General features: G+C 68.7%; 20 protein-coding genes. 2 read left to right on the top strand and 18 right to left on the bottom strand.

Annotated elements, in window-relative coordinates; all coding sequences use genetic code 11:
* The 7 genes from RM1_RS10835 to RM1_RS10805 all read right to left on the bottom strand — a co-directional run bounded on the left by RM1_RS10835 (position 1) and on the right by RM1_RS10805 (position 6,968).
* Positions 1–753 (bottom strand): YebC/PmpR family DNA-binding transcriptional regulator, encoded by a 753-nt coding sequence (locus tag RM1_RS10835; RefSeq protein WP_027499612.1) that lies wholly within the window; start codon positions 751–753, stop codon positions 1–3.
* Between the two features lie 80 nt (positions 754–833).
* The gene (pdxT, locus tag RM1_RS10830; protein ID WP_425528696.1) at positions 834–1,472 is read right to left on the bottom strand and encodes a pyridoxal 5'-phosphate synthase glutaminase subunit PdxT; all 639 of its coding nucleotides are present in this window, start codon (positions 1,470–1,472) and stop codon (positions 834–836) included.
* 8 nt (positions 1,473–1,480) lie between these two features.
* Positions 1,481–1,933 carry a YbaY family lipoprotein gene (locus RM1_RS10825; RefSeq protein ID WP_092667821.1) on the bottom strand — a complete coding sequence of 151 codons (453 nt, stop codon included), beginning with the start codon at positions 1,931–1,933 and terminating at the stop codon, positions 1,481–1,483.
* A gap of 19 nt (positions 1,934–1,952) precedes the next feature.
* On the bottom strand, positions 1,953–4,010 hold the full coding sequence (locus RM1_RS10820) for a DUF222 domain-containing protein (RefSeq protein ID WP_072751297.1): 2,058 nt from the start codon (positions 4,008–4,010) through the stop codon (positions 1,953–1,955).
* Between the two features lie 43 nt (positions 4,011–4,053).
* Complete coding sequence (locus RM1_RS26105) at positions 4,054–5,346, bottom strand: hypothetical protein (RefSeq protein ID WP_143069446.1); 1,293 nt, start codon at positions 5,344–5,346, stop codon at positions 4,054–4,056.
* Positions 5,347–5,409: 63 nt separating this feature from the next.
* Complete coding sequence (locus RM1_RS10810; RefSeq protein WP_072751295.1) at positions 5,410–6,552, bottom strand: RNA polymerase sigma factor; 1,143 nt, start codon at positions 6,550–6,552, stop codon at positions 5,410–5,412.
* An 8-nt stretch (positions 6,553–6,560) separates the two neighbouring features.
* The gene (locus RM1_RS10805) at positions 6,561–6,968 is read right to left on the bottom strand and encodes a YciI family protein (protein WP_072751294.1); all 408 of its coding nucleotides are present in this window, start codon (positions 6,966–6,968) and stop codon (positions 6,561–6,563) included.
* A gap of 458 nt (positions 6,969–7,426) precedes the next feature.
* Here RM1_RS10805 and RM1_RS10800 point away from each other — a divergent pair, with 458 nt between their 5' ends.
* Together RM1_RS10800 and RM1_RS10795 are read left to right on the top strand one after the other, a co-directional pair.
* Entirely contained in the window at positions 7,427–8,641 is a 1,215-nt protein-coding gene (locus RM1_RS10800) for a calcium:cation antiporter family protein (protein WP_072751293.1), read from the top strand.
* Between the two features lie 208 nt (positions 8,642–8,849).
* Complete coding sequence (locus RM1_RS10795) at positions 8,850–10,655, top strand: APC family permease (protein ID WP_083576661.1); 1,806 nt, start codon at positions 8,850–8,852, stop codon at positions 10,653–10,655.
* On the opposite strand, the gene RM1_RS10790 is transcribed toward RM1_RS10795, so the two are convergent.
* The 11 genes from RM1_RS10790 to RM1_RS10740 form a co-directional block, all read right to left on the bottom strand.
* Positions 10,542–11,360 (bottom strand): acyl-CoA thioesterase, encoded by an 819-nt coding sequence (locus tag RM1_RS10790; RefSeq protein ID WP_072751292.1) that lies wholly within the window; start codon positions 11,358–11,360, stop codon positions 10,542–10,544. The genes RM1_RS10795 and RM1_RS10790 overlap by 114 nt on opposite strands.
* Positions 11,361–11,460: 100 nt before the next feature.
* Positions 11,461–12,363, bottom strand: coding sequence for a pyridoxal 5'-phosphate synthase lyase subunit PdxS (gene pdxS, locus RM1_RS10785; protein ID WP_027499604.1), 903 nt, complete (start codon positions 12,361–12,363; stop codon positions 11,461–11,463).
* A gap of 78 nt (positions 12,364–12,441) precedes the next feature.
* On the bottom strand, positions 12,442–13,479 hold the full coding sequence (locus RM1_RS10780) for an NUDIX hydrolase (protein WP_072751291.1): 1,038 nt from the start codon (positions 13,477–13,479) through the stop codon (positions 12,442–12,444).
* Positions 13,476–14,606, bottom strand: coding sequence for a glycosyltransferase family 4 protein (locus RM1_RS10775; RefSeq protein WP_072751290.1), 1,131 nt, complete (start codon positions 14,604–14,606; stop codon positions 13,476–13,478). Before RM1_RS10775 ends, RM1_RS10780 begins: the two co-directional genes overlap by 4 nt.
* A complete protein-coding gene (locus tag RM1_RS10770; RefSeq protein WP_072751289.1) occupies positions 14,603–15,508 on the bottom strand; it encodes a phosphatidylinositol mannoside acyltransferase in 906 nt (301 codons plus the stop codon). Before RM1_RS10770 ends, RM1_RS10775 begins: the two co-directional genes overlap by 4 nt.
* Positions 15,505–16,185, bottom strand: coding sequence for a phosphatidylinositol phosphate synthase (gene pgsA / locus RM1_RS10765; protein WP_072751288.1), 681 nt, complete (start codon positions 16,183–16,185; stop codon positions 15,505–15,507). Before pgsA ends, RM1_RS10770 begins: the two co-directional genes overlap by 4 nt.
* A gap of 85 nt (positions 16,186–16,270) precedes the next feature.
* Positions 16,271–16,810: an ATP adenylyltransferase gene (locus RM1_RS10760; RefSeq protein ID WP_027499599.1), complete on the bottom strand. Its 540-nt coding sequence runs from the start codon at positions 16,808–16,810 to the stop codon at positions 16,271–16,273.
* Entirely contained in the window at positions 16,807–18,858 is a 2,052-nt protein-coding gene (gene thrS, locus RM1_RS10755; protein ID WP_072751287.1) for a threonine--tRNA ligase, read from the bottom strand. Before thrS ends, RM1_RS10760 begins: the two co-directional genes overlap by 4 nt.
* 89 nt (positions 18,859–18,947) lie before the next feature.
* A complete protein-coding gene (locus tag RM1_RS10750; protein WP_083576653.1) occupies positions 18,948–19,736 on the bottom strand; it encodes a (2Fe-2S)-binding protein in 789 nt (262 codons plus the stop codon).
* 2 nt (positions 19,737–19,738) lie between these two features.
* The gene (locus tag RM1_RS10745; protein WP_072751416.1) at positions 19,739–20,116 is read right to left on the bottom strand and encodes a TIGR02611 family protein; all 378 of its coding nucleotides are present in this window, start codon (positions 20,114–20,116) and stop codon (positions 19,739–19,741) included.
* 70 nt (positions 20,117–20,186) lie between these two features.
* On the bottom strand, positions 20,187–20,687 hold the full coding sequence (locus RM1_RS10740) for a DNA-deoxyinosine glycosylase (RefSeq protein ID WP_072751286.1): 501 nt from the start codon (positions 20,685–20,687) through the stop codon (positions 20,187–20,189).
* Positions 20,688–20,705: the final 18 nt, after the last annotated feature.

Below are 20,705 nucleotides of genomic sequence, written 5' to 3'. Positions count from 1 at the left end.
TCAGGCGTCGAGCTCGGCGAGGACCTCGTCGGAGACGTCGACGTTGGTGTAGACGTTCTGCACGTCGTCGGAGTCCTCGAGCGCATCGACGAGCTTGAACACCTTGCGAGCGCCGTCGGCGTCGACCTCCACCTCGACCGAGGCACGGAAGTCGGGGTCGGCCGACTCGTAGTCGATGCCCGCGTCGACGAGGGCGGTCCGGACGGCGATCAGGTCGGCGGCCTCGGAGACGATCTCGAAGGAGTCGCCGAGGTCGTTGATCTCCTCGGCTCCGGCCTCGAGGACCACCTCGAGGATCTCGTCCTCGGTGCGGCCGTTCTTCTCGAGCACCACGACGCCCTTGCGGGTGAACAGGTACGCCACCGAACCCGGGTCGGCGAGGTTGCCGCCGTTGCGCGTCATCGCGGTACGAACCTCGCCCGCCGCGCGGTTCCGGTTGTCGGTCAGACACTCGACGAGCAGCGCCACACCGTTGGGCCCGTAGCCCTCGTACATGATGGTCTGCCAGTCCGCGCCGCCGGCCTCTTCGCCCGCGCCGCGCTTGCGGGCACGCTCGATGTTGTCGTTGGGGACGGACGTCTTCTTCGCCTTCTGGATGGCGTCGTACAGGGTCGGGTTACCCGCGGGGTCACCACCACCGGTCCGCGCCGCCACCTCGATGTTCTTGATCAGCTTCGCGAAGGATTTGCCGCGCTTGGCGTCGATCGCAGCCTTCTTGTGCTTGGTGGTGGCCCATTTGGAGTGGCCGCTCATGCGTAGTTCCCTCTTCCCGTTCGTAGATGCGCACGCGACAGCGGAGCACGCTGCAGCGGGGAGCACACAGTAGCGCCAGTTTACGCGCGGGCCACCGCGACTTCCCGCACCATGTCGACAAAAAGCTGATGGACGCGCCTGTCGCCGGTCACCTCGGGGTGAAATGAGGTCGCGAGAACGTTGCCCTCGCGGACCGCGACGACCCGTCCCGCGGCCGGGCCCTCTGGCACCGTGGCCAGCACCTCGACGCCGGGGCCGACCCGTTCCACCCAGGGCGCACGGATGAACACCGCCCGCATCGGGGCGCCCTCGATGCCTGCGAAGTCGAGGTCCTCCTCGAAGGAGTCGACCTGACGACCGAAGGCGTTGCGTCGCACCGTGATGTCGATTCCGCTCAGGCACTGGGCATCCGGGCGGGTGTCGAGCACCTCGCCCGCCAACAGGATCATGCCCGCGCAGGACCCGTATGCGGGCATGCCGTCGCGCAGCCGGGCGCGCAGCGGTTCGAGCAACTCGAACACCGTGAGCAGACGGCTCATGGTGGTGGACTCACCGCCGGGGATGACGAGACCGTCCACCGCGTCGAGCTCCGAGACCCTGCGCACGCCGATGCCGCGGGCACCCGACGCCTCCAGCGCGGCAAGGTGTTCGCGCACATCTCCCTGCAGCGCCAGCACGCCGATGGTGGGTGTCATGGTGGCCGAGGTCCGTTCGATCATGTCGACGCTCACTGCGGGACCGCCACGAGGATGAGCTCCTGCGCGGGGACGACACCCTCGACCGGGATCGGGTGGACCGTGTCGGTGGTCCAGCGCAGCGCGCCGTCGACCTCGATCTGCGCGCGGACGGCCAGGCGCGCCCTCGGGTCGATGGCACCGCGGTAGGCGGCGAGCTCGAACGGCACCGGCACGCCGGTTGCGTCCTCGATGCGCTGCTCGGCGAGCAGGGTCGACGGTGCGTCTGCCAGGGAGATGTCCTCGAGGCGCACGGTCACGACGGCGTTCTCAGGGAAGGCGATCCGCTCGCGGTACGAGACGTTCCCGGAGACGGTGAGCGTGTCGTCCACGCTCTCGGCATGCGCGATCTCCGGCGTCGACCCGATCGACACCACCACCGCCGCGACGACCGCGATCAGTGCCGCAGCACCGAGGGTCAGTTCCAGAATTCGTCTCGTCTGCACAGGTCGAGGATACGGATGGTCAGAACGGTGGGGGCTGGTGGCGGTGGCGTTCGCCCAGGATCGCCTGGTGTTCGGCGTGGTGGGTGCGGAGTTGGTTGCACAGGGCGAGGTGGTCGGGGTCGGTGATGCCGGCGAGGTCGGCGAGCGTCGGGGGTAGGTCCACGGGCCTCATGTGGGTTTCCCACCAGGTCGGTTCGTAGATCCCGAGGTCGGGAGGTTCGGTCGACGGCGGTGCCGGACTCGAGGTTGGTGGGGCCGGTCGGGCCGCGGCCTTCTCGGCACGGGCGCTCGGGCGCTGTTCGGCCGGGAGCGGCAGGGTGACGCCGATGGTGCCGTGCGCGCCCATCCAGACGGTGGCATCGCCGTCGAGGCGGACGACGCGGAAGAGTCGGTCGGTCTTGGCCTGGTGGTGACGGGTGCAGGCGGGTTGGCCGTTGCTCTCGACGGTCCAGCCGCCTGCGTGGGGGTTGTCGGGGTCGAACTCGACGATGTGGTCGAACTGGCAGTCGCGGGCTTTGACGGTGCAGCCGGGGAAGGTGCAGGTGTCGTACTTGTCGAAGACGGCGGCGCGGACGGCGTTGCTGGGTCGGTAGGTCAGCGCGCCGCGGGGCGGGTGGTCGTAGCCGCCGTGCCCGTCGGGGTACTGGCCGTCGAGGAGCGCGGGTTTGGCGGCGATCGCGTCGAGGATGTCGGCGACCCGCGGACCACGAGTGCCACCACCAGGCGATTGCGAACGATGCGTCGGTGGGTCGTGTCGTGGAGGCAGTTGCCCCGCCTGTCGGCGTCGGAGTCGATAGCGGGCCGGGGCTCCAGGAGGTGAGGTCCAGGCAGAGCTGTCCCCTGAACCATTGCCACTCTTCGGTTCTCGGGGCGGATCGCCGTTCGCCTGCTCCTGTGGATCAACGTCCGCAGGGCCACCGTGCCTATACCGAGCACTCCGCGCATCACGGGGACGCTCGTCGCCCTCCGGCTCGAACACCCCCTCTGCACGATGGCCGTCAGAGTCGATGCCGCAGTCGCCGTTGCCACGATCGGTGCCTCCAACCCTGTCGGAGTCGCCTTGGCCGCCGGTAACACTCTCATCGCCCACAGCGTGGTTTCGATCGGCGTGGATACGCCTGGCGTCGGCGATCACCGCCTGCCAGGTCGCATCACCCGCCAGCAACCTCGCCAACTCCGGATCGATCGGCCCGTGGCCCTCGAGGTGACTGGGATTGTCGGCCAACCGCAACAGCGTGTCGAGGTCGATATGGATATGAACCTCAGACTTCGGCCGCTCCGGACGCGGCAAATGCGCCGTCGGGCAAACATCACGCCCACACCGGCAGTGCAGATAGCTCTCGCCATGCACCAACGCCATGAACGCATCCGTCCGCAGATTGTCGACCGTCCGCGGGTCCTCCCGGCACACGGTGCCCGCCATCTCCCGGATCAGACTGTCGAGGGTTCGGCCCTCCGCTGCGGTGAGTGTGGCGTACACCTGGGCCATGCCGTGCAGGTCCGCGGTCACCGACACCCGCCGAGAATGCCGTTCGCGCTGCCTGCGCAGTTCCTCCGCCTCGGCCGGGTTGATGCGGATCAACTCCCGCATCACCTCCGCCACCAACTTCCGCGGCGTCAGATACAAAGCCGCATCCGCGAGATGCGGCTCCATCCGGGCAAGGGTCGCATCGGAAATCTCCGCGACAGCGTCAACGATCGCGAACACCCGCGGAAAATCCACCCGACCCGACACGAACACCGCACGGATCAACGGAAGCCGCAGATCCAGTGCATTGCCCACCGCCACATACCGTTCCGCCGTGCACGCGCTCACCCCCAATGCGAGGGCGGTCTCCATCTCCGCGGACCGCCCGGCACGGTAGGCGAACTCCTCCCCGAACAGATCCACCTCGCAGGCGAACTGCCGCCGCGCAAACGCCGCCGCCGTCAACACCTTGTGCGCCGCAGCGACGTTCTCCGCCCGCGCAAACCCCTGCAACGCAGCCAGTGCGTCGGTCCCGTTCTCGAAGTCCACGACAGGTTCGCCGCAGGCACCCTCACCCGCACTACCTCGAAACCCCTCGGGATCGAACATGTGTACTAGCCTACGCGCGGCCACCGACACGAATCAGGAGGAGTTACAGCTCCAATCCGGGAGTAGTCGCAAGGGATTCGAGCTGGTCGAGCGTCAGCTGAACGGCCGGTGGTTGAGCGGACGACGACACCGAAACCTGTGTGCCGGAGGGCCGAATCACGGTCACCGACCGAACCTCGTCAAGACTGGGCAGGTCGCCCGGATCTGTCGGCTCAGGTGTGGGGAACTTCTCCACTCGCTGGACCACCGATCCATCCGGTAGGACTCTGGTTGACCTCCGTAGCCCATCGACGATTGGGTCGGGAGCGTCGACCTCGGTCGGCAACGCCACCCCACCCGTAATCGAAATGTTCATGCGGCTCGTGGATCCTGCAACATCCGCCGTCAGCTCTTCGCACGCACCCAGGTTGTCGAAGTCCGATAGTTGCAACGAGCCAAGGGGGCGATCGAGAGTGGCGATTCCCGCGAGTTCGGTTCGCCATCGATCATCGAGCGAGCGGTTGAGTCGATCGATGATCTCCCGGTCGATCTCCGGGCCGTCCCCACTTGCACCCGCTGAGCAGGCCTCCGGAGGTGCTGGCATCCCGTCCGGGACTGGTGCCGTCACACGCAAACCCGGTGCCGTCACAAGCGCGGTGAGCTCGTCAACGGCTAACGATTCCCTTCCGCTGTAGGCCTTCTCGGCGTCTCCATCCCTCATCACAAATCCGGACAGTGCTTGAATTGTCGTGCCATCGGTGAGGTATGCCGTGACAGTTCTGGCCGGGTTGCCGATACCGCCGAATTCAACCCACTGTTCCCGGACGTCGATGATCGTTCCGTCAGAGCGTTTCACCCGGCGGTCGAGATGTCCGGCGATACAAGGCGGCGCCTGCGCGTCGGAAAGACGAACCTCAACCGAGAGCGAACTGGATGTCGCACCCCGGATCAACGTGCCCTCCGCCTTGGTCCAACCGCTGAGTCCGTCCACTGCGCCAGCTGAGTCCGGCCGGTGCCAGTCCAGAATCGGCTCAAAGAGAAGCGAGTCCGCCGGAGTACCGAATTCGACATCCACGCCTGGTGGCAGCGCGGCCTTCAGCGCATCCGACATCGCACTGGCCTTGGGGCCAGAGAACCACGGATAGTCCGGGTTGTCATAGCCAACCGACATGCCGACAGCGGAAAAGTTGATGCGCCGGATCTCCGACGGCGGTACGACGACGTCGCAACCGGGGATCTGCGCCGAATAGTCCACACGGCCAATGTCGTTCACGAGCCCGGCCACCACCACCCCGACGGCGACCACCGCACCGATCACCACGACGTCGACGCCGACTCCCCCGCCCCGCCTGCCCACGGACACTCCCCCCCAGCGCGAGTACGTCTCGCGATGTCCATTTCGTCGCAATCGCCGCCGACGTTACCCAGGGCGGGCGTTGAGCCGGGCGGCCTGGCGCGTCAGATGGTCACGCTCGGCGAGATTGGTTGCCTTCCCAGCCGCCTCGACGTAGAGCCGTGCCGCCGTCGCCAGGTCGCCGTCGCGCTCGTGGAAGTACGCGGCCACCGCGGCATGCCGGGGCAGAGTGTCGTCCAGCACCGCGAGCGCCGCCAGGCCGGCACGCGGCCCGTCGGCCTCGCCGACTGCCACCGCGCGGTTGAGCCGGACGACCGGACTGTCGGTCAGGCGCACGAGCTCGTCGTACCACTCGACGATCTGCACCCAGTCGGTCTCCTCGGCGGTGGGCGCGTCGGCGTGCAGTGCCGCGATGGCGGCCTGGGCCTGGTACTCCCCCAACCGGTCACGGGCGAGGGCCGCCTGCAGGATGCCGATGCCCTCGGCGATCGACGCGGTGTCCCACCGGCCGCGGTCCTGCTCGGCCAGCGGCACCAGACTGCCGTCGGGCGCGGTCCTGGCTGCGCGCCTGGCGTGGTGGAGCAGCATGAGCGCGAGCAGCCCGGCCACCTCGGGGTGATCGATCGCGGCGGCGAGCTGCCGGGTGAGCCGGATGGCCTCGGCGGCGAGATCGACATCGCCGGAGTAGCCCTCGTTGAAGACCAGGTAGAGGACGCGCAGGACGGTCGCGACGTCGCCGGGCTGGTCGAACCGCACGCCGGAGACGGTGCGCTTGGCCCGGCTGATGCGCTGCGCCATGGTCGCCTCGGGCACCAGGTAGGCCTGGGTGATCTGCCGCGTGGTCAGCCCGCCGACGGCACGCAGCGTGAGCGCTACCGCCGACGACGGCGTCAACGACGGGTGGGCACACAGGAAGTAGAGCTGGAGCGTGTCGTCCACCGCGGGCGCGGACCCGGGCGCCGCCTCCGCCTCCACGACGTCCTCGCGTCGGCGGCGGGCGGCGTCCGCCCGGGTCGCATCGAGGAACTTGCGCCAGGCCACCGTGACCAGCCAGCCCTTCGGGTCCCGCGGAGGGTTAGCCGGCCAGACACGGACCGCCTCGAGCAACGCGTCCTGCACGGCATCCTCGGCCGCCGCGAAGTCGGCTCCGCGGTGGACGAGGATCCCGAGGACGTGTGGCGTGAGGCTCCGGAGCAGGACCTCGTCCACAGGACCGGTCACTCCGTGATGGTGGGCGGCGCGGTCAGGAACGGGCGCACCTCGAGCCACTCGTGGATCGGCCTGCCGCCCGCCCCGGGTGCGGCCGACAGCTCCCCGGCCAGTTCGACGGCGCGCTCGTGACTGTCGACGTCGATCACCATCCAGCCGGCGATGAGGTCCTTGGTCTCGGCGAACGGGCCGTCGGTGACGGGCGGACGACCCTCGCCGTCGTACCGGACCCACGTCCCCTCGGGGGCGAGCGCCTGACCGTCGACGAACTCGCCGGTCCCCTCGAGCCGATCCGCGAAGTCCTGCATGTACTGCACGTGGTCCGAGATCTCGTCGGGCGTCCACCGGTCCATCGGCACGTCGTTGACCGAAGCCGGGGCGCCGCGGTAGTGCTTGAGCAACAGGTACTTGGCCATGGTGGTTCTCCTCTGTGCTGGTGCGACCCATTGTGGTCGCATTCACCACTGGGACGGAGCCGCTCGCGGGTTCTCGACATCGCGGCGCGGGACAACGGCCGGACGGACTTTTGCGGGCGACCGAATCGGAATTGAATGCACGACCGAATTCCGAATTCAGCCGATACCACGAATTTGCCTTCCGAAAGAACCCCGCTAGCATTCGAAAACGAAGGGGAGTAGTTCACTCTGAACATCCCGACAGGGTCGGGCAGAGGCGGATGGTCGACATGCTGGCGCCACGACGCGCCCGGTCATCCACCGAACAGCACACGCGAAAGCTGTTCGGCGAGCGAGACCTTCGGACCGACTCCACCGTTGGCCGAAGACTCTCTTTCACGATCGGGCGAGTCCGCGGCCGTTGACCCGAAGGCCTGAGAACCATTTCACCGAATTCGACGAGAACAGAGACACCCGATATTCCGACCCGCCGCGCCGTGTTGCCGCGATCACTGGGAATCACTGCGGTGTTCATTCTTCCCGCACTCGCACTCCGGCTCTGGGGCATGCACCCGAATCCGATAGCGGCCCTGCTGATCTACGGGGCCGCCGTGGTCGCGGCGAGCTTCCTGCTCGCCTGGGCCGCCGAGGCCGCCCAGATCGACGTCTCAGGCGGCCTTGCGATCGCCGTCCTCGCCCTGGTCGTGGTGCTCCCCGAGTACGCGGTCGATCTCTACTTCGCCTATACCGCCGGGCACGACCCCGCCTACGTGCAGTACGCGGCGGCCAACATGACCGGCTCGAACCGGCTGCTGATGGGCATCGGCTGGCCCCTGGTCGTACTGATCTCGATCGCGGCCGCAAAGCGGGTCACCGGCAAACCGGTCACGGCTCTGGCCCTCGAGTCCGACAATCGTGTGGAGCTCGGGTTCCTGCTCGTCGCGGGCGTCGCGGCGTTCGTCATCCCGGCGACCGGTCAGATCCACCTCGTGTTCGGTGCCGCCCTCCTGGCCTGGTTCGGCTTCTACCTCTACAGACTGACCCGCGGGGACGTCGAGGAACCCGACCTGATCGGGACCGCCGCCGCGATCGGCACATTGCCGGACCGGACGCGCCGCACGACGGTGATCTCGATGTTCGCCGTCGCGGCCGCGGTAATCGTCGCCTGCGCGGAACCCTTCGCGAACAGCCTCGTCCATGCCGGTACCGAACTCGGCGTTGATCAGTTCCTGCTCGTGCAGTGGGTCGCCCCACTCGCCACCGAGGCGCCCGAGTTCACCATCGCGATCATCTTCGCGGCACGCGGCAAGGGAACGGCCGCGATCGCGATGCTGATCTCGTCGAAGGTCAACCAGTGGACCCTGCTGGTGGGATCACTACCGCTGGCTTATCTCGCGGGCGGTGGCGGCCCCGCCCTGATGCTCGACGGGCGTCAGATCGAAGAGATGTTGCTGACCGCCACGCAGACGATGATGGGGGTCGCCCTGATCCTTGCCCTGCGGTTCCACCGCCGGTCCGCCTGGACACTGTTGGCGCTGTTCATCATCCAGTTCGCGATCACCTCGACCCACGGGCGAATGATCCTGTGCGGTGTCTATGCGGTCGTCGCGGCGGTCGCGTTGGCGGTCAACCACCGGCAGCTCGTTCCCACCTTGACCGCGCCGTTCACCCGAAACGGCAACGGTCACCGTTGACCCTTCGGCGTCCACGCCGCATCAAGAGCCCGGCCGAGGGCATAAGGGAAACATCAAGACCGCTGGTACACATCCGATCCGGGACCACACTCGCTCGGTGACCAACGCACTGCTCATCCGGGCACCCCGCACCGGACGCCCCAAGCGAAAGACCGATCGACACAAGCTCTCGGTCTCCACCGGACTGGCCGGGCTCTCCCTGGACGCCATGGCGTCGGTGTCCTATGGACCGGAGGCGATCGTGCTCGTCCTCGCGGTCGCAGGCGGCGCCGGGCTCGGCTTCACGCTGCCCGTCACCCTCGCCATCGCGGCGCTGCTCGCGGTGCTCGTCGCGTCCTACCGTCAGCTCATCGCCGCCTTCCCGAACGGTGGCGGCGCGTACGCCGTGGCCCGGGCCCGACTGGGCCACCGCACCGGGCTCGTCGCGGCTGCCTCCCTGGTGATCGACTACATCCTCAACGTCGCGGTCTCCATCGCCGCGGGCGTCGCAGCCCTGACCTCCGCGTTTCCCGCCCTGCTCCCCCACACCGTCTGGATCTGCCTGGCCGTCCTGGCCGGGATCACGGCGCTGAACCTGCGCGGGATCGCGGACAGCGCAAGGGCATTCATGATCCCCACCGCGATCTTCGTCGTCAGCATCTTCACCGTGATCGTCGCCGGCCTCCTCCGCTCGGAACCACTGAGCGTCACCGAGGGCACCGCTGTCGCCGCCAACGTCCAGACCGTCGGGGTCTTGTTGCTGCTCAAGGCATTCTCCAGCGGATGCGCCGCCCTCACCGGCGTGGAGGCCATCGCGAACGCGGTACCCAGCTTCCGTGAACCCCGCGTCAAGAACGCGCAGCGCGCCGAGGTCGCACTCGGCATCCTGCTCGGCACCATGCTGATCGGACTCGCGATCCTCATCGGCAAGTTCGCCCTGCACCCGGTCGAGGGGACCACGGTGCTCTCGCAGCTCACCGAAGCGTCCCTCGGACACGGGATCGGCTACTACGTGGTGCAATTCGCGACCGTGGTGCTGCTCGCCCTCGCCGCGAACACCTCCTACGGCGGCTTGCCGACGCTGATGCGCCTGCTCGCCGACGACAACTGTCTGCCGCATCGTTTCGCGCTGCGCTCCGCCCGCGAGGTCTACCGGTACGGCGTGGTCGCACTCGGGGTGTTCGCCGCCGTGCTGCTGATCGGTTCGCGGGGCAGCATGAACGCCCTTGTCCCGCTGTTCGCCATCGGAGTCTTCGTCGGGTTCACCATCGCCCAGGTCGGTTTGGTCCGGCACTGGATGCTGACCCGGGCCCCCGGCTGGCGGTGGCGCGCCTTCCTGAACGGATTCGGTGCCACGCTGACCGCCGTCGCGGCACTCATCACCACCGCGATGAAGTTCACCGAGGGCGCGTGGCTCATCGTGGTGGCCCTGCCCATCATCGTGTTCCTGATGGAGCGGGTGCGGGCGGCCTACGCGGCCATCGGCGACCGCTTGCACCTCGGCGAGGTGCCCGCCGCGCCCGCCGCACAGGGCACCGTCGTGGTCGTTCCGGTCGCCGAGGTCTCCGAGCTGAGCCGCGAGGCGATCTGCGCCGGGCTGTCGATGGGCAGTGACGTCGTCGCGGTCCGGGTGTGTCCGACCGGAGAGTCGCCGCGCGCCTTCACCAAGGCGTGGGAGGCGTGGCACCCGGGAGTCCGCCTGGTCCTGCTCGACGGGGCCGACGACGGACTCGCGCCGACCGTGGTCCGGTACATCAACGACAAACTCGCCGACCGACGGGTGGTCGTGGTGATCGGCGAGGTGGAGCCTGGCTCCGCGTGGCAGCGGATCCTGCCGAACCACAGGGGCGACGAGCTGGATCGCGCGCTGCGCCGCGACACCGACGCCCTCGTCTGCCGCATCCGACTGCGGGTGGGCCGATCAGTCCCGCAGCAAGCGGGTCAGACCCTCCTGGACGACCGCCGCGACCAGGTTCCCGCTGCGGTCGAAGATCCGGCCCTGGGTCAGCGCCCGGCCGAACCCCGCGGACGGTGACGACTGGTCGTAGAGCAGCCACTCGTCGGCACGGAAGGGCCGCATGAACCACAGTGCGTGGTCGAGCGAGGCCTGCTGGATGTCCTCGTCCGGATGCGGCACCTTCGCCGAGCCGAGCAGCGTCATGTCGCTCATGTAGGCGAGGGTGCAGACGTGGAAGACGGGGTCCTCGGGGAGCGTGCGGCGGTACCGGAACCAGACCTGCTGCTGGGCGGGAACGCCCCTGCGCCGGGTCACCTTGTCCTCCGGCACGAATCGCAGATCCCAGTCCGCCCACTCGCGGAACTCCCAGGACAGTTCCTCGCTCATCATCTCCGAGGTGTCGGGCAGGTCCTCCGGGTTCGGCACCGGGGGCATCTCGTCCTCGTGCTCGATCCCGATGTCGCCGACGTGGAACGAGGCGGACATGGTGAAGATCGCCTGACCGTCCTGTACCCCTGTCACCCGGCGGGTGCAGAACGAACGCCCGTCCCTGATCCGGTCGACGAGGAAGACGGTGGGGATGGTCGGGTTCCCCGGCCGCAGGAAGTAGCCGTGCAGCGAGTGCACCCGGTACCGATCCTCGACGGTGCGGACCGCGGAGACCAGCGCCTGGCCCGCGACCTGCCCACCGAACGTCCGGGTCAGCATCGTGTCCGCGACGATGCCGCGGAAGATGTCCTTCTCCAGCCGTTCGAGTTCCAGGATCTCTTCGATGGACGACATGCGTACCCCTTTCGACCGGTGCTCACGCTAGCAACGGCGCGGCCCCGCATCAGGGATGCGGGGCCGCGCCCTGGTATTCAGGCGATCGAAGCGCCGCCGATCACCAGCCGCGCTCGGCGAGACGGTGCGAGACCGGCAGATCGTCGACGTTGATGCCGACCATCGCCTCACCGAGACCGCGGGAGACCTTCGCCAGCACGTCCGGGTCGTCGAAGAAGGTGGTGGCCTTGACGATCGCCGCCGCACGCTCGGCCGGGTTGCCGGACTTGAAGATGCCCGAACCGACGAACACACCCTCCGCGCCGAGCTGCATCATCATCGCCGCATCGGCCGGGGTGGCGATGCCGCCGGCGGTGAACATGGTGACGGGGAGCTTGCCCTCCTTGGCCACCTCGACCACCAGGTCGTACGGCGCCTGCAGCTCCTTGGCCGCCACGTAGAGCTCGTCCTCGCTCAGCGAACCGAGACGACGGATCTCACCGAGGATGGTCCGCATGTGCGTGGTGGCGTTGGAGACATCGCCCGTGCCTGCCTCGCCCTTCGAGCGGATCATGGCCGCGCCCTCGGTGATCCGGCGCAGCGCCTCACCCAGGTTGGTGGCACCGCACACGAACGGCACGGTGAACTTCCACTTGTCGATGTGGTTGGCGTAGTCGGCGGGGGTCAGCACCTCGGACTCGTCGATGTAGTCGACGCCGAGGGACTGCAGGATCTGGGCCTCCACGAAGTGGCCGATCCGGGCCTTGGCCATCACCGGGATGGACACGGCGGAGATGATGCCGTCGATCATGTCCGGGTCGCTCATCCGGGACACGCCGCCCTGTGCGCGGATGTCCGCGGGCACACGCTCGAGGGCCATGACCGCCACGGCACCCGCGTCCTCGGCGATCTTGGCCTGGTCGGGGGTGACGACGTCCATGATGACCCCGCCCTTGAGCATCTCGGCCATGCCGCGCTTGACGCGGGCCGTGCCGGTGGTCGGGGCGGTATCAGGGGTGCTCACGGCATACTCCATCGGTAGTGACCTGTCAGGGGAACTCGTTCAATTCTAGGACGATGCGGCTTTCCGCCGATCGCCCGGTCAGCGAATCGATCGGACCTCGGGTTCGACCAGCCTTGCGACCACGACCTTCGCCTCCTCCAGGAGGTCCGGCAGCTCCTCCGGGTAGACCACCTCGCCGGTCGCGGCGATCTCCCTGATGTCGCTCGGGCTGCACCAACGATGACCGGTGATCGCGCGCCGTTCGAGGTCGGTGAAGCCGCTGCGCGTCGGGGTGAACTCGGTGGTCTGCAACGCGAAGAACAGCTCCTCGGACCGGATCAGCTCGCCGTCGTAGGGGAACACCGCGACCCGGCGCCACATCGGCCCGCGCAATGCCGACTCGCCGACCGACAGCCCGGTCTCCTCGCTGATCTCCCGGATGGCGGCCGCCCGCAGGGTCTCCCCCATCTCGACGGCGCCGCCGATGGTGAACCAGAAGTAGACGTCGGGCACCTGCGGATCGTGCCCGCGCAGCAACAGCACCCGGCCCTTCTCGTCGAGCAGCACCACGCGGGAGGAGGTCCGCGTCTCGTCGACGTTCAGGCCGGCGCCCACCACAGGGGCGGTGCGCTCCGCGATCTCGAAGTAGGTGGGCAACGGGGCGGTACCGCCGAGGTGCAGCCAGCGCACCGGTCGCCGGGTCCGCAGCGCGAGGGTGTCGCGCACCGCGTCGTTGTGGAAGCGACGGGCGATCAGCACCCGGGCCTCCGCATCGGCCAGCTCAGCCACGAGCTGGGGCGGCAGGGCCTCCGCGGGCACCGACGCCAGCGCGACCGACAGCGCGTTCTCCTCGGTCTCCCGGTGTCCGCGATCCGCCCGCTCGGCCTTGATCGCCAAGGCCGCCAGCGCTTTTCCGTCCGGCACCGGAGCCGCTCCGCCAGGCGCGAGTGCCGCGGCCACCGCACGGGCCACCACCGACCGGCGCGCGAGCGAGGCGTCCAGGGCCTGCCAGGACAGGTCCGAGCGCACATGCAGCCGGTCGAGCCGGTTCGCGGTGCCGTAGGCCCACACGCCGATCGCGATGATCACCGCGGCGATCAGTGCGAGGAGGAGGATCGAGGACGCGGAGAAGGTCACGAGCGGACCTCGACTCCGACGCCGCTGCCGCCGACCGTCACCGTCTCGTAGACGCGCAGGATCTGTTCGGCGACCACCGGCCAGTCGTACTCGGCCACCACCTCGGTGGCCGTGCCGACCAGCGCCCGACGGCGGTCCGGGTCGCTGAGCACCGAGTCGATCGCCGTTGCCAGCGCGCCCGAGTCGCCGACCGGCACCAGCATCCCTGCGGTGCCGTCCCGCAGCACCCGACGGAAAGCGTCCAGCTCGCTGGCCACCACCGCGGTGCCGGCCGCCATCGCCTCCACGAGCACGATGCCGAAGCTCTCGCCGCCGAGGTTCGGTGCGCAGTAGACGTCAGCGCTGCGCAGGGCCGAGGCCTTCTCCGCATCGGTGACCTGGCCCAGCAGGCGCAGGTGCCCGGCGTAGCGGCCCGCGTCCTTGCGCAGCCGGTCCTCGTCTCCGCGGCCGACGACCAGGATCTCCAGGTCGGGATGTTTCGCGACGAGCTCCGGCAGCGCCTCGAGCAGCACCGCCATGCCCTTGCGCGACTCGTCGTAGCGACCGAGGAACAGCACGGTTCCACCCTCGCGTGGGTATCCGGGCAGCGGGTCAGCAGTCGCGAATGCAGGCACGTCGACACCGTTGGGGATCTCGACGGCATCCGAGCCAAGCGACTCCATCTGCCACCGCCTCGCCAGTTCGGAGACGGCGATGCGGCCGCTGATCTTCTCGAGATACGGCGCGAGCACGCCCTGGAAGGTGCTCAGCACCAACGACTTCGTGGTCGAGGTGTGAAAGGTCGCGACGATCGGGCCCTCGGCGATCTTCATCGCCAGCATCGACAGGCTCGGCGCGTTCGGCTCGTGGATGTGCAACACGTCGAAATCGTTGTCGACGATCCACCGTCGGACCCGCGCATAGGAGACGGGACCGAAACTCAACCGGGCAACCGAGCCGTTGTACGGGATCGCGACGGCCCGGCCTGCCGAGACCACGAAGTCAGGGAGCTCGGTGCCGTCCGAGGCGGGCGCGAGCACGCTGACCTTGTGTCCCCGTTCGATGAGCACCGACGCCAACTCGACGACGTGGGCCTGCACGCCACCCGGCACGTCGAACGAATAGGGACAGACCATCCCGATCCTCATGGCGCTTCCATCCGCGACAGCCTGCCCTCGGAGAGGTCGGCGAGCCAGAGCGGCTGGAGCATGTGCCAGTCGGCCGGGTGGGCCGCGATGTTGGCGGCGAACCGGTCGGCGAGGGCCTGGGTGGCCGCGGCCACCCCACCGGAGGTGTCCACCGGCGGATCGACCTGGAAGCCCCAGCCGTCGCCCTCGAAGTAGCAGTGCACCGAGAGCAGCGCGGCACCGGTGTCGATCGCGAGCTTGGCAGGGCCTGCGGGCATCCTGGTGGGTTCGCCGAAGAAGGTCACCGGCACACCGTGTTTGGCGAGGTCGCGCTCCCCCAGCAGGCACACCACCCGGTTCTGACGGAGTCGCTCGGCCAGCTGCTCGAAGGGCGGACGCTCCCCACCGCTGAGCGGGAAGATCTCGAACCCCAGTCCCTCCCGGTAGGCGAGGAAACGCTGGTAAAGCGACTCCGGCTTGAGCCGCTCGGCGACGGTCGTCACCGAGCCAAAGCGGTGCACGGCCCACACGCCCGCCATGTCCCAGTTCCCGCTGTGCGGCAATGCGAGCATCACTCCGCGGCCGTCCGCGAGGGCCTTGTCCAGGTGCTCCTGGCCGTACACGTGCGCGTTGAGCCGCTTGGCGAGCTCGGCATGATCCATCGACGGCAGCCGGAAGGCCTCACGCCAGTAGCGGGCATAGGAGCGCATCGAGTCCCGGATCAGCTCGTCCGGCACCTCTGCGGCGGGCACGCCGAGCACCCGTGCCAGGTTGCGGCGCAGTTGATCCGGGCCACCGCCACGGCGGGCAGCATGATCCGCGCCCCGGTTGAACAGCGACCGCGCCACCCCTTCCGGCAGCGCGCGGACCAGCCGCCACCCGGCGGCGTAGCCGAGGTCGCTTGCCCGTTCGGTCCAGCTCACGTCGTCGGCGCCTCTCCACTCTCCGCGATGCCGCTCTTCTTCGGCAGCGGATCCCGTGCCCCCTCGGCGTTGCGCACCTGCAGCAGCCGCTGGAACACGGTGATGACGCTCGCCACGGCCAGGAGCCACATCGCCACGTAGACAGCCCATTCGAGCCAGTCGATGCCGAAGTGTCCCGCGAGGCCGGTCAGACCGGAGCCGAGGAGGACGATCACCAGGCGATCCGATCGCTCGATGAGTCCGCCCTCCGCGGACAGTCCGCTCGCCTCGGCCCGAGCCTTGGCGTAGGAGATGACCTGCGAGGTGACCAGGCAGATCAGGGTGGCCACCAGCAGCGACCGGCTGTTCTCGTGGTACACCGCCCACCAGGCCAGACCGGCGAAGATGGCACCGTCCGCGATCCGGTCACAGGTCGCGTCCAGCACCGCCCCGTACCGGGTGCCGCCGCCGCGTTCCCGCGCCATCGCGCCGTCGACCAGGTCGAACAGGACGAACGCGGCGATCACGATCGCGCCCCAGAACAGGTGCCCCGAGGGGAACAAGGTGACCGCCGCCGCCACACTGGCCGTCGTGCCGAACACGGTCACGACGTCCGGGGACAGCCCGGCCGCGACCAAGGCCCTTCCCACCGGCGCGATCACCTTCGACACCGCGGCGCGCCCGAGAACGCTCAGCACCTGTCGACCCCCGTTCCTGAGCTGGAAGTGACCCGATTTCGAGTTGATCTCGTCAACGATCCTGCCATGACGCAGGCGATACGGCTCACGCGTTCCAGGCTGCCGAGAGCAGCGCCCTGGTCTCGCGCAGGAGCTGGGGCATCACCTTCGCACCGCCGACGACGGTGATGAAGTTCGCGTCGCCGCCCCAGCGCGGAACGATGTGCTGGTGCAGGTGCTCGGCCAGCGAACCGCCCGCAGCGGCGCCCAGGTTCAGCCCCACATTGAAGCCGTCCGGACGCGAGACCCGCTTGATCACGCGGATCGCCTGCTGCGTGAACGCCATCAGCTCGGCCGACTCCTCGGGCGTGAGGTCCTCGAGCGCGGCAACCCGGCGGTACGGAACCACCATCATGTGGCCGGGGTTGTACGGGTACAGGTTGAGCACCGCATAGACGTGCTCGCCGCGGGCGACGATCAACCCTTCCTCGTCGCTCATCTTCGGGATGTCGGTGAACGGTCCCTCGCCCGGGGTGGTGACCTTCGGTGCCTCGGCGATGTACGACATCCGGTGCGGCGACCACAGTCGCTGCAGCCGGTCCGGGTCACCGGGTCCGGTGTCGACGACCGAGCCCTCGTCGCTCATCCGAGGCCTCCGAGCAGTTCGGCTGTGGGCGAGGCGTTCTCGCGCCTCGCGATCCAGCCGGTGATCGCCTCGACGGCGTCCGCGACCGCGATGCCGTTGATCTGGGTGCCGTCGCGGAAGCGGAAGCTGACTGCGCCCGCCTCCACGTCCCGCTCGCCCGCGAGCAGCATGAACGGCACCTTCTGCGTGGTGTGGTTGCGGATCTTCTTCTGCATCCGGTCGTCGCTGACATCCACCTCGGCCCGGACACCGGCAGCCTTGAGCTTGGCCACCACGTCGAACAGGTGATCCTCGAAGGCCTCGGCGACGGGGATGCCGACGACCTGCACCGGAGCCAGCCACGCCGGGAACGCGCCCGCGTAGTGCTCGGTCAGCACGCCGAAGAACCGCTCGATCGACCCGAACAGGGCGCGGTGGATCATCACCGGCTGGTGCTTGGCACCGTCGGATCCGGTGTATTCGAGGTCGAAACGCTGCGGCAGGTTGAAGTCGAGCTGGATGGTCGACATCTGCCAGGTGCGTCCGAGCGCGTCCTGAACCTGAACGGAGATCTTGGGGCCGTAGAACGCGGCGCCGCCCGGATCCGGCACCAGGGTCAGCCCGGAGGCCTCCCCGACCTCCGCCAGGGTCCGGGTCGCCTCCTCCCAGACGTCGTCGTCACCGACGAACTTGTCCGGGTTCTTGGTCGACAGTTCGAGGTAGAAGTCGTCGAGTCCGTAGTCCTTGAGCAGGCCGAGCACGAAGTTCAGCGTGGTGGTGAGCTCGTCGCGCATCTGCTCGCGGGTGCAGTAGATGTGCGCGTCGTCCTGCGTCATGCCGCGCACCCGGGTCAGGCCGTGCACGACGCCGGACTTCTCGTAGCGGTAGACGGAGCCGAACTCGAACAGCCGCAACGGGAGTTCGCGGTAGGACCGGCCGCGGGAACGGAACACCAGGTTGTGCATCGGGCAGTTCATCGGCTTGAGGTAGTAGTCCTGGCCCGGCTTGCGGACCGTGCCGTCCTCGTTCAGTTCCGCATCGATGTGCATCGCCGGGAACATGCCGTCCTTGTACCAGTCCAGGTGGCCGGAGACCTGATACAGATCGCCCTTGGTGATGTGCGGCGAGTAGACGAACTCGTAGCCCTCCTCGACGTGCCTGGCACGCGAGTAGTTCTCCATCTCCTGGCGGATGATGCCGCCCTTGGGGTGGAAGACGGGCAGGCCGGAACCCAGCTCGTCGGGGAAACTGAACAGGTCCAGCTCCGCGCCGACCTTGCGGTGGTCGCGACGCTCGGCCTCCGCGATCAGCTCCATGTGCTTGTCGAGCGCCTCGGTCGACTCCCATGCGGTGCCGTAGATGCGCTGGAGGTCCTCGCGGTTCTGGTCGCCGCGCCAGTACGCGGCCGAGCTGCGGGTCAGCTTGAAGGCGGGGATGTGCTTGGTGGTGGGAATGTGCGGGCCCCGGCACAGGTCGCCCCACACCTTCTCGCCGGTCCTCGGGTCGAGGTTGTCGTAGATGGTCAGCTCGTTGCCGCCGACCTCCATCACCTCGGGGTCGTCGATGCCCGACTTGTCGTCGATCAGTTCGAGCTTGAACGGCTCGTTCGCCAGCTCGACGCGGGCGTCCTCGATGTTCTCGACCACGCGGCGCGAAAAGCGTTGCGAGCCCTTGATGATCTGCTTCATCTTCTTCTCGAGGCGGGCCAGGTCCTCGGGGGTGAACGGCTCGTCGACCCGGAAGTCGTAGTAGAAGCCGTCCTTGATCGGCGGGCCGATGCCGAGCTTGGCGTTCGGGAACTCCGACTGCACGGCCTGGGCGAGCACGTGCGCGGCGGAGTGCCGGATCACGGTGCGGCCGTCCTCCGAGTCGGCCGCGACGGGCTCGACCAGTGCATCCTGCTCGGGGATCCAGGACAGGTCCTTGAGCTGGCCCTCGGCGTCGCGGACCACGACGATGGCGTCCGCGCCCTTGCCGGTGAGCCCCGCCTCCCGAACCGCCGTACCGGCGGTAGTCCCCGCTGGCACCCGGACGTGGGCGGCTGAGACTGCGGATGCGGGCGTGGTCACGGCTATGTGCTCCTCGGTGTTCGGCGCCGACTCGAAGACGGCAGCTCGGTGAGTCCTCATGCTATCGGCACGCGGATCGGACGGGCCTGTCACCCGAGCAGCGCGCCGAGCCGCGCCGCACGAACCGACGGCTGCTGCCGGGGACAGCTGGTGCACTTGACCCCCTCGGCGGCCACCGGATCGGGCTCCGTTTCGTAGATCAGGCAGCAGGACGACCTGCGGACCACCCGCCGGGAACCCGATGCGGGCGCGGCACGCGGGTCCGCGTCCGCCGGTCCCCCGCGGCCGACGTCGACGAACCGGGGCCGCGGCAGGTCCGGCCCGATCAGGTCGGCCAGCCGCACCGCCAGCGCACTGCCGAGCGCCGGACTGCCGAGCGCGGTGCCCGCGTCCAGCGCGCGGTTGCCGAGCGAGTCGGTCGCGATCGCCCACAGTGAGCGCACGCCCGCACCGCTGAGATCGCTCAGTGCCGCGATGATCGGGTCGAGCGCGGCCCTGAGCCGATCGGCCAGCACCTCGTCGTCGCGGATGCCGGCAACGGAGCGAACGGTCCCCAGGTATCCATCGGTCCGCAACGTACAGGTCAGCCCGGCCAGAGACGGGTCGGGCGCGAGGCCCGTCGCCAGCAGCATCGAGGCCGGCACCGACAGCAGCGTCGAACTCGCCGAGTACCACCACAGCGTGGCCGAGACGCGGGCGTCGTCGCAGGCCCATCGCCGCGCGGTGTCGACGATCCGTGCCGACAGCCAGTCTCGGTCCACCAGGACGCTGCCCGGGTGTTCGGCCGCGGTCGGCGTGGGGACGGTCGCGTCTCGCAGATACGGGATCGCCGCGATCGCTCGCTCGTAGGCCTCGCCGAGTTCCTGATCGATCCCCACGACTAGAGCGGGCTCTCCAAGATCGGGTGCTCTACGCCCACCCAACCGGCGATGAGCCCGAGAGTTCCCAGCACCCACAGGGTTCCGATCACGATTGCACACGTCAGCAACGCGGACAGCGCCTTCACCACGACTGACTGTCGGCCGAACCATGCCATGAACCGGTCGTAGCGCTCCCTCGCGAACCGGAGCAGGCGGTGCGCCCACGCGAATTCCGAGGCGAGGATGCCGAGCCCGGCGAACACGATCAACCAGCCGGGACCTGGGTACGGAATGGCGATGATGCCTGCGACGAGGACCAGTCCGCCGACCACGCCGACACAGATGCGGTAGGCCAGGTTCATTGCGGTGTTGCCTGCGATATCTCGCCGCAGGCGCATCCATCGGTTCTCGGTCGTCACCACCCGGACAACAGTACCGACGGGGCGGCAGCCGCGGGAGTCGGCCGAGCTACCTGGCGACCGCCCGCCAGGCCGCCAGCTTGTCCGCGACCGGGGTGCCCGCGTTCGCCGGACTCGTCGACGGCAACCGGGCCATGGCGACCGCCTCCGGGTGCAGGCCACGCGCGACGACGGCGCGCCGGTACGCCTGTTCGGCCTTGGCCCCGTTGAAGAAGACGCGGCCGATCCGCGGGTGACGCTCGAACAGGTCCGCGAAGTCGTTGGCCACCTCGGAATCGGGGTCGATGCTCGAGTCGAGGCTGCCCTCCCGCCTGCACAGCTTCAGCACGTCCCACAGCGCGATGCCCTCGTCCTGGAGCCGCCGCAGCCGGTGCGCATAGGTCTGCCTTGGGCCCGCGTCGAACAGCTCACCCATGATCGGCCAGAAACTGTTGCGCGGATTCGCGTAGTACATGCCCGCGGCCAGCGACGGGATACCCGGCATCGACCCGAGGATCAGGGTGTCGGCGCGGTCGTCGAGTACGGCGGGAAAGCTGTGGACGACGGTCATGGGCGTCCATTACACCCG

Origin of the sequence: Rhodococcus maanshanensis NBRC 100610 (assembly GCF_001894865.1) — a bacterium.
Classification (GTDB): Bacteria; Actinomycetota; Actinomycetes; order Mycobacteriales; family Mycobacteriaceae; genus Rhodococcus_G; species Rhodococcus_G maanshanensis.
This window is presented reverse-complemented; position numbering and strand designations above follow the sequence as displayed.